Raw genomic sequence first — 12,014 nt, 5'->3', positions numbered from 1 at the left:
TTTAACTTAGGGTCGTGTCAGGAGTGATGTCAAGTGCGAAAGAACCCGGAACGACGGCTTGCCCTGATCGACGCGGCAATCGAGGTGTTGGCCCGAGAGGGTGCTCGAGGCTTGACTTTTCGAGCCGTCGACACCCAGGCAGCCGTGCCGAACGGGACAGCGTCGAACTACTTCTCCAATCGCGACGACCTACTCACGCAGGCCGGTGGCCGGATCTACGAGCGACTGATTCCGGACGACCTCGAGGGATTGATCGATCCCGTCAACGGCACCGATCGTGAGCGACTGGTGACGCTCATGCTCGACGTGGTCGAGCGGGTCACCTCGTTTGGAACGGGTTTCCTCGCGCTCATGGAGTTGCGGCTGGAGGCGATACGTCGTCCGGACCTGCGAGCGGTCCTGACCGTCCGCATCCGAGAAGACTTCGATCTGAACGTAGCCAATCATCTGGCGTCGGGCGTGCCGGGTGATGCGATGACCGTTCGCCTGCTCTATTTGTCGTTGAACTGGCTCGTACTGGATCGACTGACATTGCCGAACCTGTTCGGGGAGGAAGATATTCGTACGATCGTCGAGGCCGCGGTGGATCGAGCGCTACCCCGCGAATCGTAGAAGGGTCAGTGCCGCTCGGCAGGTTTGCGGCGGAACGAGAAGTATCGATGACCGAAGAAACTCACACCGGCAACGATCAACATGACAACCGCCTGGGCGGGAAGCGGCGGGGCATGCAGAATCGACACCGCGATTGTTCCGAGTATCAGATTCAGCACGAGGCCACCGGAATTGACGACGATGAACGCGCCCAGGTCGCGTGCCACATGTCCGCGGACGCGGAAAACCAACGTCCGATGCAGAACGAAAGCGATGAGCACGCTGATGGAGTACGCACCGATCACAGCCACTTGATACAGATCCTTGTTGTCGAGGATCAGTGACCAGATCACGAAGAGCCCGTATCCGATCGCCGTATTGGCCACTCCGACAATGGCAAACGCGATGGGTTGATGCTTGACCACCCGCAGCAGCGGGCCGGGGTTCTCGGGTGATGCGATGTCTTCGGTCATGAAGACTCGGTTTTCACGATGTTGATCCGGTCCTTGCGTCGTGTCCGCAGATACATCCACTCGAGCACACCGAGGCCGAGGATTCCGGCGACCATCGAAGCGCCGCCGACCTTCCATCCCGGGGGTCGCCACGTGAGGACAAGTTCAGCGTCCTTCGTCCCGGCTGGGATGTCCACGGTGACAAAGGACTTCGCGACGACGTCGATCGGGACAGGCTGACCGTCGAGGCTAGCTCGATACCCGGGCCAGCCGAGCCGTGCGAACACAACCTTGCCGCCGGTCTCCGAACTGACACGAAGGGTGCTCGACATGTTCGATTCCGCGGTCGAAACAGCTTCGACGCCACGGGTATCGGCGATGCGGCCGTTTCGTGTCGAGACGGGGCCGTCGACGCGTTCGAGCACGGAGATGTAGTTCTCGTGACCGGGGTAGTCCACCCATGTCCACCCGTCGGGGGCCGGGCTCTTACGTGCATCGGGGTAGAGGGCGTTCTGCAGTACGACGCGGTCCACCTTCATCAGGTCGACGATGGTGCGGCCGGTGGTGGGTTCGACGGTGAATGCCCGTCGGAAGGCGTCGGGGCAGACGCTCATGTCCCAGCGCATGCAGAGCAGATCGCCGAAGTAGAAGTGCCCGTTGGGGGTGTAGCCGCTGGTGTAGGTCAGTTCGAGGTCTTTGGGGTAGTTGCCGAAAGCCAGGGAACCGTACGCTCCGTCGAGGGTTTTGTCCCCGGGTGCGATGAGTGCACGGTCGCCCAGTTGCAGTGTCGTGCCTTCAAAGTCGGGGAAGGCCTCTTTCATCTCCGAGCGGGATTCGGGCAGGTCCCAGCTCATCGGGGTTGGTTGCGCGGCCCGAACCTGGGCGTAGGCGATGGGGGAGACCGCGGCGATTGCCAACAGGCATGCGAGCGCGGTGCCCTTGGTACGGCCCAGCCACACCATCGCAGCGCCGAGTGCGGCAACGACCAGGGCTGAGATCACATGCCATTTCGCGAGCCCGGGAGCTGCCGAGGCGGACCTGATCAAAAGCAGGCCCACGAGGATTCCCGCTGCAACGCAGCGTCCGCGCAACTTGTCGGTCGTGGCGTAACGCCCGAGCAGGATGCACACCAGAAGCAGGAGTCCGATGGCCACCATCGGAAGCACGCGCGCGGGCCACCGCAGTGGGCCGATCGTGCTCGGCCCGGCAGTCCACATGAGGACGGCGACCGTGAAGATCCCGACGGCGGTCAATTCACGTGCCGCGGCGCGTGCCTTGCCCCAGTCGATGAATGCCAGAGCCGGAATGAGGAACCACGCGACGTAGACCATGGGCATGGTCTGGATGTATCCCCACCACGAGGAGAACGCGGGCATCGTGCTCGGCAGGCTCGCGTTCAGCGATTCCGACCAGGGAACGGCGAGGAAAGCGTCGTTCTTGACTTCGGATGCACCGCGCCAGGTGACGTCGGCGGTGAGCAGGCTCGGTAGATACGTCGCGAGACCGGCGAGGGCGGCACACGCGGACACCGCCAATAGCCGCAGCGACGGTAGCCAACGCCGCTGATAGACAACTTCGCCGATCGCGACTGCGACGATCATCAAGCCGGATTCGACTGCGGGGAAAACATATTGGACCGACATCGCGAGATACAAGAACACGAAGGTCGGGATCGGACCGCTCTTACCGCGGGCGTAGCGGATTGCCGAGGCCCACGCCTGAACCATCCAGGCAGTGCCGGTGAAGGCTGTCATCCAACTGGCCGAGTCGAAGAAGAGGAGGAAACCGGTGAACGGAATCGAGACTCCGGCGACCGCAGCCCACGTGGGCTTCGAGCCGTACTCCAGGCAGATCCGATAGACGCCCAGCGCAAGGATGATCGCGAAGATCAACTTCACGATCGTCGCGTACAGCGCCAGGTTGTCGAAGGACGGTGCGATCAGGTCGATCAGAAGTTGTGGCGGATTCAGAAGGCCCGCTTCCTCGATCGCGTAGTTGCCCGCCATCCAGTTCTCGGGGACGAGTACCGGCAGGTGTCCTTCTCGCAGGCTACGGCCGAGCATGACCCACAGCGGCGCGTACTGGGACTCGGTGTCGTCGGTGTAGAAGTGACGAGCGTTCGCGAGCACCACGGCCAGGTAGCCGGCGATGACACCGACCGCCGTGACGGCGCCCCACTTGTACACGTCTGCCCGGGCGAGAGTGCGAGTTTCCACCACGAGTTCCAGACCTTAACAGGGCAGGTGGGGCGCGCGGAGACGCGAGCGCATCACGCGCCGTCGGCATCCGAAGTCCGGACATCTCTGCGTGTTAAAGTTCGCGACGGTGTGGGCCCGATCGTGCCTGTCTCTCGGCGCCAGTCGAGCCCCCTGAAGGGAGTGGAAGCGAGTGCACTCGATTTCCGTCGTAGTGCCCGTTTATCAGGGCGAAAAGACGATCACGGCGCTCGTCGAGGAGTTGGACGGCCTGTGCGTACCGAGTTCGACGCCCGGTGGAGCGCAGTTCACCGTCGACGAGATCGTGCTGGTTCACGACAACGGTCCGGACCGTTCCGACGTCGTGTTACTCGAATTGGAGCGCCGTTTCGATCAGGTGCGTGTCGTGTGGCTCAGTCGCAACTACGGCCAGGACGCGGCGACTATCGCCGGTATGGCCGTTGCACGTGGCCAGTGGATCGTGACGATGGACGAAGACGGCCAGCACGACCCGGTGCACATCGGGGCTTTCCTCGACACCGCGCTGACGGAGCGATCCGATCTCGTGTATTCCAAACCCACGAACACCCGCCCGCATGGATTCTTGCGGAACCTGACCTCGCGCGGTGCAAAGATCGTCTTGGCGACGGTATTCGCGTTCCCTGATTCGACGAGATTCGAAAGTTACCGCCTGATCCGAGGTGACATCGGCCGACAGTTGGCCGGCGTCGCCGCCAACGGTGTGTATCTGGACGTCGCGCTGACGTGGGTTGTCGGCAATACCGCCACGGCGCCGGTGACACTTCGAGCGGAAGGCCGCGAGGAATCGGGGTACAACTATCGCCGTTTGTTCTCGTTGTTCTGGAAGATGGTGTTGTGTAGCGGAACACGCGGTCTGCGACTGGTGAGTCTGCTCGGGGTCACCCTGGCGTCGGCCGGTGTGATCATGGCTGCGGTGATCTTCGTCCAAGCCATGACCGGTGACAACAACGACCCGGAAGGATGGGCGTCGATCATCATGGCGCTGCTGGTCTGTTCGGGTGCGATCCTGTTCTCGCTCGGTCTCATCGCCGAATACCTTGGCGTGGCACTGCACGTCCTTGTCGGAAAGCCTCTGTATCTGACTGTCGATTCACCGCGGCCCGGAACCTCGATCGATCGGCGCAGTCGTGAGCACTGATCGCATCATCTTCTCCCGCCCCTATCGGGCATCGAACGAATTGTCGAATCTGGCAACGGTTCTGGAGTCCGATCACATTCACGGTGACGGACGTTTCACCAAGTCCGCGACTGCAGCGCTCAAGGCGATCACCGGATCCACGCATGCTCTGCTGACGACCTCGTGCACGCACGCACTCGAATTGGGTGCGCTGCTACTCGAATTGGGCCCAGGTGACGAGGTGATCGTCCCGAGCTTCGCGTTCAGTTCGGCGGCAACCGCCGTCGCGTTGCGCGGTGCCACTGTTGTTTTCGTCGACATCGATCCGAGTACCGGCAATATCGATCCCGACTGCGTCGCAGCGGCGATCACGGAACGCACGAAAGCTGTACTGGTCATGCATTACGGCGGAGTCGCCGCCGACATGGAACCTCTCCTCGACCTCGCAGAACTCCACGGCGTCGCGTTGATCGAAGACAACGCTCACGGGCTCGGCGGAAAGTGGCGCGGGCGGGCGCTCGGCACCATCGGAACTATCGGTACGCAGAGTTTTCACGACACCAAGAACGTTCACTGCGGTGAGGGTGGCGCGCTGTTGCTCTCCGACGATCAGTTGATGACCCGCGCCGAAATCATCCGTGAGAAGGGGACCGACCGTGCGCGTTTCCTGCGCGGCCAGGTCGACAAGTATTCGTGGCAGGACATCGGGTCGAGTTATCTGCCCAGTGAACTCAATGCCGCTGTCCTCGACGCACAACTCTCGGAGTTCGACGCGATTCAGGCGGCCAGGCATCGCGTCTGGGATGCCTACAGCGTGAGTCTGGGCGAGTGGGCGTCCGAGAACGGTGTCGTTCCCATGGCGGTTCCCGATGATCGCGAGCACACCGCGCACCTGTTCTATCTCAAGATGCCTACCGAAGAGAGCCGCGACGGCTTGATTAGGCATCTTGCCGCCGACGGAATCGTGGCGCCGTTCCACTACATTCCGCTCGATACGAGTGCGGCCGGTGTGCGCTACGGACGAACACCGGAGCCGTGTGTGCGTAGCGCCGAGTTCTCCGCGTCGATCCTTCGACTGCCGCTGTGGCCCATGCTCACGTCCGAACAACAGGAACGGGTCATCGGTTCGGTCCTCGAGTACAAGCAGGCTTGAGGACGAACACGACCGCGTGGATCGAATCAGGGCCCGGAAGCTTCGGGCATCACCGAATCCGCGGTCGTGGATGCCGCCGCCCAGTCGTCGATGCTTCCGCTCGGGAAGAGAATCTGTGTGACGCCGGTGACCGTGTCACGTGCGTGCAGTGCGCTTTCGTCGTCGACGGCGTCGGTGAACGAGGTGTCGGGATAGAAGCTGTCCTCGTCCGTGTACTGGACGTCTTCTCGCGAACCGATTGCGATGATGTATCGGTTGTCGTCACCGACGATGCCGGTGGACAGATGGATCCACTTGTCCTCGACACAGCACATCCAGCCTTGCTTGACTCCGATGACCGACTCGCCGAACAAGGCCTCGGGCAATCCGAACCTCTGGTCGTAGCCGTCGGTTCCTTCGGGAGTGGATTGTCGCAGGTACTCGACGAATTGCTCGACCCGCTCAGGTCCGAGCTGGTCGGAGTCGTCGAGGACGCCGTTGTAGAAAGTGACCAGGTCGTGCGTCGTGGTCTCGGTGTTCCACCACATTCCGTCCCACGGCGGCGTCGTCGCGGTCAGTGCGTAACGCTCGGCAACCCGGGTGATCACCTCTTGTCCGCCGACCTCGTCCCACAGAAGGTTGGCTGCGGTGTCGTCGGAGGATTCGAGCATTGCCGCCATGAGGGTGCGATCGTCGTCCGTGATGGGCCGCTCGCCGCGAGCGTCCTGATGGAGGAGATCCTCGGCGATGAAAAGTTTTGCCACCGAGGCAGTTTCGATTTGCTGGTCGCCGGCGACATCGAGGTACTTGTCCGAGGATCGATCGAGGACGGCGATGGAGACGTCCGCACCACGCCCGAGCGCCGCCACCTGAGCTTGAGCCAGTCGGCCGTCGAGAGTCTCCGCGACCGGAACATTGGTGTCGGGGAAGGCGGGGGTCTGCATCGAATCATCCGGGTTCTGTCCACCGCTGCACGAAGCCGCAAAAGTAACTGCGGCCGCCATTGCGGCAATCCGGACGTACCGCGTACTCATCTGTTTCCCCCGGTAGCCCTGACACGGCACTGTTGCCGATCTTCTTGTCTCAGGATAGCGGTAGGGTCGGATCTCGTGATTCTCAAGACCGTGAACCAGCGCATTGCCGAGGAACTCGACGTCCGCGAAGGCCAGGTTGCAGCAGCAGTCGACCTTCTCGACGGCGGAGCCACGGTGCCCTTCATCGCCCGGTACCGCAAGGAAGTCACCGGCACGCTCGACGACGCCCAGTTGCGACTCCTGGACGAGCGGCTGCGGTATCTCCGCGAGCTCGACGACCGTCGTGACGCCGTGCTCACGGAGATCGACTCTCAGGGCAAACTCGACGATCAACTGCGCGGTCAGATCATGCTGGCCGAGACAAAAGCGCGGCTGGAGGACATCTACCTCCCCTTCAAGCCGAAGCGGCGCACCAAGGCGCAGATCGCCCGCGAGGCCGGCCACGAGCCCGTCGCGGACGCTCTCATCGGAGATCCCACCACCGATCCCGCGCAGTATTCGGACGAGCAACTCGACGGTGCCCGGTCGATCCTCGTGGAGCGCTTCGCCGAGGACGCCGATCTGGTCGGTGAATTGCGCGAGCTGATGTGGAGTCGCGGCCAGATCGTCTCATCGGTCCGCAAGGGCAAGGAAACCGATGGCTCGAAGTTTGCTGACTACTTCGAGTTCTCGGAACCGTTCTCCAAATTGCCCTCGCACCGCATCCTCGCCGTCTTGCGCGGAGAGAAGGAAGAGGTGCTGTCGCTCAACATGGCGGCCGACACCGAAGAACTCGCGCCGGGGGAGCGCACGGTCTACGAAGGCCGCATCGCGTCGCGGTTCGAGATCGCCGACCGTGGTCGGGCCGCCGACGGGTGGCTTCTCGACACCGTCAAGTGGGCGTGGAAGACGAAGTTCGCCGTCACGCTCGGTATCGACACTCGAATGCGTCTGCGGCAGTCGGCCGAAAAGGACGCCGTCGACGTCTTCGCCACCAACCTCAAGGATCTACTCCTCGCGGCTCCCGCCGGCGCCCGACCCACCATGGGACTCGACCCCGGATTCCGTACCGGAACTAAGGTTGCCATCGTCGACGGAACCGGCAAAGTTGTTGCATACGAGACGATTTACCCGCACCAGCCGCAGAACAAGTGGGATGCGGCTCTTGCGACGCTTGCCGGGCTGGTCGCCAAGCACGGCGTCGAACTGATCGCCATCGGCAACGGCACGGCCTCACGCGAGACCGACACGCTCGCTACCGAACTGATCAAGAAGACCGGCGCGCCCAACCTGACCAAGATCGTCGTCTCCGAGGCAGGCGCATCGGTGTACTCGGCTTCGGCCTACGCGTCGCAGGAACTTCCCGACCTCGACGTCTCGATTCGCGGTGCGGTGTCCATTGCGCGTCGCCTGCAGGATCCGTTGGCGGAGTTGGTCAAGATCGATCCCAAGTCCATCGGTGTCGGTCAGTACCAGCACGACATCACCGAATCGCTGCTCTCACGTTCCCTCGACGCCGTCGTCGAGGATGCCGTCAACTCGGTCGGCGTCGACGTCAACACCGCGTCCGTGCCGCTGCTCGCTCGGGTGTCCGGAATCGCAGGTTCCCTAGCGGAGAGCATCGTCGCCCATCGGGACCAGAACGGTCCGTTCAAGTCCCGCAAGGGACTCAAGGACGTCTCCCGACTGGGACCCAAGGCTTTCGAGCAGTGCGCAGGCTTCTTGCGGATCACCGACGGCGACGACCCGCTCGMCGCGTCGAGCGTCCACCCGGAGGCATATCCGGTGGTTCGCAAGATCGTTGCCAGTGCCGGCGGGGACGTGCGCACCGTGATCGGAAACTCGCAGGCACTTCGATCGGTCACGGCGTCCGACTACGTCGACGAGCGATTCGGTCTACCGACCGTCACCGACATCATCTCCGAGTTGGAGAAGCCGGGACGAGATCCACGACCCGAATTCAAGACCGCGACCTTTGCCGCAGGCATCGAGAAAGTCGCGCATCTCAAGCCCGGTATGACTCTCGAAGGTGTGGTCACCAACGTCGCAGCCTTCGGTGCCTTCGTCGACATCGGAGTTCATCAGGACGGTCTGGTTCACGTCTCGGCGATGTCACACAACTTCGTCAAGGACCCACGCGAGGTCGTCAAGTCAGGTGACGTCGTCAAGGTGAAGGTCCTCGAAGTGGACGAGGCACGCCAACGCATCGGGCTGACGCTTCGTCTCGACGACGAGGTGGGCGCACCCCGCAAGTCCGAAGGCCCGCGAGGTGGGCAACCACAGCGTCAGGGCCAGCCACAGGGTCAGCGTCAGGGGCAGCAACGAGGTAGTGGCGGACGTCAGGGTGGACGCGAGTCGCGTCCGGACAACCGCGCGCCTGCTGCCGGGTCGATGGCTGAGGCTCTGCGCAAGGCGGGCTTCGGCAAGTAATTCCGTCCGCCGGGTTTTCGGAGTCCGTATCGTCTCATTCGAGTCGGTTGGCGGTATCAATCGGAAGAATGATCGGATCTGAAATTCGGTGAAGGGAGGACAGTGATGCGGGAGTGGCTCGAGCGCGAGATCATCGCCCATGGCCGATTGCCATTGCTGTTCTTCCTGCTCGGATTCCTCTCTGCCTTCCTCTTCATCCGTCTCAGCGTCCGGATGATCCGTGCGCAGGTGAAATGGTGGCCGGGCAACATCGCGCCCGGAGGTCAGCACGTGCATCACGTCGTGTTCGGTGTGATCGCCATGATGATCTCCGGTGGTGCGCTGATCGCGGTCTACGTCGATGGTTCGCAGACCACCGGTGCCGTCCTGGCGGCGATCTTCGGTATGGGTGCGGCGTTGGTGCTCGACGAGTTCGCACTGATCTTCTATCTGAAGGATGTGTACTGGTCCGAGCAAGGTCGGACCTCGGTGGATGCGGTCTTCGTCGCGATCGCCGTGACCGGTCTGGTGCTGTTGGGTTTCCGCCCGCTCGAACTTCTCGACGTCGCCGGGTTCCGTGAAGAACGGGATCCGTGGATCAAGTTGGTGTTCGTTTTTGTCGCGTTGATCAACTTCGCCTTGGCAGCCATCGTGATTCTCAAAGGGAAGATCTGGACGGGGCTCGTCGGCCTGTTCGTTTTCCCGTTGCTGGTAATCGGTGCGGTTCGCCTGAGCCGGCCGGGTGCGCCGTGGGCACGTTGGCGGTACACGCGTAAGCCGAAACGGATGAACCGCGCGCTCGAGCGTGAGCGGAAGTGGCGGCGACCGGTCATCAGGGCCAAGATCTACGTCCAGGATCTGATTGCCGGATCACCGAGCGTCGAGCATGCGATGACCGCGGCCGAGCAGGAATTGGACCACACCATCCACGCGGCCCCGCCACCACCGATTTCCCCGCTGGTGTCCGCGTCTGGCACAATGGACGGGTTGCCTGGACCAGGCAGCAGCACTTGATCTGGGCACGAACCAGACGAGCGCCGTTTCGGGAGACCGAAACGCGTGCCGCTCGGTTCCTCTGCTCCTGCGAAATACAAGGATGACATATGAACACCCTGGACTTCCTGGACAAAAAGTCGCTCCGCGACGACATCCCCGAGTTCCGTCCCGGCGACACGCTCAACGTGAACGTCAAGGTTATCGAAGGCTCCAAGGAGCGCGTGCAGGTCTTCAAGGGCGTCGTTATTCGTCGCCAGGGCGGCGGCGTTCGCGAGACCTTCACCGTCCGTAAGGTCTCCTTCGGCGTCGGCGTCGAGCGCACCTTCCCGGTTCACAGCCCCACGCTGGCCTCCATCGAGGTTCTGACCCGCGGTGACGTCCGTCGCGCCAAGCTGTACTACCTCCGTGAGCTTCGTGGCAAGAAGGCGAAGATCAAGGAAAAGCGCTGATCTTTCCGATGAGCCCGGCACCGCGTACGCGCGGTGTCGGGCTAATCTGGTTTCTGTGGCAGATTCTTCGAAGGAGCAGGCATTGTCGTCCGGACCCGAGAATCACGAGGGATCAAGCGGTTCCGCGGAACCGACCTCACATCGGCCGCAGAAGAAACAGCGATCGTTCCTGCGAGAACTCCCTGTTCTGATCGGCGTAGCGCTGGTACTCAGCATCGTCCTTCAGGCATTTGTCTTCAGAGTTTTTCTCATCCCATCCGAGTCGATGGAACCGACACTGCACGGCTGTGCAGGATGTACCGGTGACCGCATCGTGGTGGAGAAGATCGGATACCGCTTCGGCGATCCGGAACCCGGCGACGTCGTCGTCTTCAAGGGGCCCGATTCGTGGAACACGAAATATGTGTCCAATCGGTCCGACAACGTTGTCGTCCGCGGCATTCAAGAGGTCGGTTCGTGGGTCGGCCTCGTTCCGCCGGACGAGAACGACTTGGTCAAGCGAGTGATCGCCACCGGCGGCCAAACCGTCGAATGCTGCGACGATCAGGGCCGAGTCCTGGTCGACGGCAAACCACTCGACGAGCCGTACATCAAGATGGATTTCCCGTTCACTCCGGGAACGCAAACGTGTGACACCGAATTGAAGTCGGGCCGCTGCTTCGGACCGATCACCGTTCCCGAGGGCCACGTGTGGGTCATGGGTGACAACCGCAGCAATTCCGCCGACTCGCGCTACCACATCGACGACGAGTTCCAGGGAACCGTCCCGATCGACAACATCATCGGTCAAGCTCGATTCATCGTTCTTCCCCCGTCGCGAATGGGCGGCATCGATGCGCCTGATATTCAGGGCAATTGAGTTGTCGGACCGCACACATGGATTCGCGTAGTTCCGAGTAGGCAGAGACAGTGAGTAGTTGGCCCCCTCGCGTTGTCATTCGCAGATCGGCAGGTCTGCGGACGATGGAGTCTGCGTTGGCGCGAACCGGACTCGGTCCGGTCGCCGGCGTCGACGAAGCCGGGCGCGGAGCGTGCGCTGGTCCACTCGTCATTGCCGCGTGTGTCCTGGCGCCGAAACCGCAAGCGGCACTGGCGCGGCTCGACGATTCGAAGAAGTTGACCGAACGCGCGCGCGAGGAGCTTTTCCCGGCCATCAAGCGTTTGGCGTTGGCGTGGAGTGTTATTTCGGTACCCGCTGCGGAAGTCGATCAGATCGGTATCCACGTTGCCAACATCGAGGGGATGCGACGAGCAGTTGCGGGCCTCGATCTCGAACCGGGCTACGTCCTCACCGACGGGTTCCGGGTTCCGGGTCTGACGGCTCCGTCGCTACCAGTTATCGGCGGTGACGGCGCCGCTGCATGCATCGCCGCGGCGAGCGTTCTCGCGAAGGTGACCCGAGATCGTGTGATGACCGAGATGGACGACACTCATCCCGGATACGGCTTCGCGATTCACAAGGGATACAGCACGCCACTGCACATGGACGCTCTCGACGAGCTGGGGCCGTGCCCCGAGCATCGCATGACGTACGCAAACGTGGTGGCTGCGGGAGTCCGGTTGGAACAACGCGCGGGCCGTACGGGATGATGGACGTTCAGACGAACTGGGAGGACTG

Annotated in this window: 11 protein-coding genes; 8 read left to right on the top strand and 3 right to left on the bottom strand. The window is 62.4% G+C overall.

Features of this window, described 5'->3' with window-relative positions; genetic code table 11:
• Positions 1-33: 33 nt before the first annotated feature.
• A complete protein-coding gene (locus AC1DVN_RS22750; protein ID WP_020969331.1) occupies positions 34-612 on the top strand; it encodes a TetR/AcrR family transcriptional regulator in 579 nt (192 codons plus the stop codon).
• Positions 613-617: 5 nt separating this feature from the next.
• Here AC1DVN_RS22750 and AC1DVN_RS22745 read toward each other — a convergent pair whose 3' ends face one another.
• Complete coding sequence (locus AC1DVN_RS22745) at positions 618-1,064, bottom strand: GtrA family protein (RefSeq protein WP_020969332.1); 447 nt, start codon at positions 1,062-1,064, stop codon at positions 618-620.
• The gene (locus tag AC1DVN_RS22740) at positions 1,061-3,259 is read right to left on the bottom strand and encodes a hypothetical protein (RefSeq protein ID WP_477845823.1); all 2,199 of its coding nucleotides are present in this window, start codon (positions 3,257-3,259) and stop codon (positions 1,061-1,063) included. Before AC1DVN_RS22740 ends, AC1DVN_RS22745 begins: the two co-directional genes overlap by 4 nt.
• 172 nt (positions 3,260-3,431) lie before the next feature.
• Between AC1DVN_RS22740 and AC1DVN_RS22735 the strand changes: the two genes are divergently transcribed.
• Both AC1DVN_RS22735 and rffA read left to right on the top strand, forming a co-directional pair.
• Positions 3,432-4,418: a glycosyltransferase gene (locus AC1DVN_RS22735; RefSeq protein WP_477994243.1), complete on the top strand. Its 987-nt coding sequence runs from the start codon at positions 3,432-3,434 to the stop codon at positions 4,416-4,418.
• On the top strand, positions 4,408-5,550 hold the full coding sequence (rffA, locus tag AC1DVN_RS22730) for a dTDP-4-amino-4,6-dideoxygalactose transaminase (protein WP_021343913.1): 1,143 nt from the start codon (positions 4,408-4,410) through the stop codon (positions 5,548-5,550). The genes AC1DVN_RS22735 and rffA overlap by 11 nt, the downstream gene beginning before the upstream one ends.
• Positions 5,551-5,576: 26 nt before the next feature.
• On the opposite strand, the gene AC1DVN_RS22725 is transcribed toward rffA, so the two are convergent.
• Positions 5,577-6,563: a serine hydrolase gene (locus AC1DVN_RS22725; protein ID WP_029255127.1), complete on the bottom strand. Its 987-nt coding sequence runs from the start codon at positions 6,561-6,563 to the stop codon at positions 5,577-5,579.
• Between the two features lie 75 nt (positions 6,564-6,638).
• On the opposite strand from AC1DVN_RS22725, the gene AC1DVN_RS22720 reads away from it, so the two are divergent.
• The 5 genes from AC1DVN_RS22720 to AC1DVN_RS22700 all read left to right on the top strand — a co-directional run bounded on the left by AC1DVN_RS22720 (position 6,639) and on the right by AC1DVN_RS22700 (position 11,986).
• Positions 6,639-8,972, top strand: a complete 2,334-nt coding sequence (locus AC1DVN_RS22720) for a Tex family protein (RefSeq protein ID WP_477994242.1) — start codon at positions 6,639-6,641, stop codon at positions 8,970-8,972.
• Positions 8,973-9,077: 105 nt separating this feature from the next.
• Positions 9,078-9,965, top strand: coding sequence for a hypothetical protein (locus AC1DVN_RS22715; RefSeq protein ID WP_003942742.1), 888 nt, complete (start codon positions 9,078-9,080; stop codon positions 9,963-9,965).
• Positions 9,966-10,054: 89 nt separating this feature from the next.
• The gene (gene rplS, locus AC1DVN_RS22710) at positions 10,055-10,396 is read left to right on the top strand and encodes a 50S ribosomal protein L19 (protein WP_003942791.1); all 342 of its coding nucleotides are present in this window, start codon (positions 10,055-10,057) and stop codon (positions 10,394-10,396) included.
• A gap of 55 nt (positions 10,397-10,451) precedes the next feature.
• Positions 10,452-11,255, top strand: a complete 804-nt coding sequence (gene lepB, locus AC1DVN_RS22705) for a signal peptidase I (RefSeq protein WP_477845826.1) — start codon at positions 10,452-10,454, stop codon at positions 11,253-11,255.
• Positions 11,256-11,305: 50 nt separating this feature from the next.
• Positions 11,306-11,986, top strand: coding sequence for a ribonuclease HII (locus tag AC1DVN_RS22700; RefSeq protein WP_024487346.1), 681 nt, complete (start codon positions 11,306-11,308; stop codon positions 11,984-11,986).
• The last annotated feature ends 28 nt before the right edge of the window (positions 11,987-12,014 follow it).

It is taken from the genome of Rhodococcus sp. P4_E4 (genome assembly GCF_056401575.1).
The sequence above is the reverse complement of the archived record's forward strand: the minus strand, read 5'-3'. Positions and strand labels throughout refer to the sequence as shown.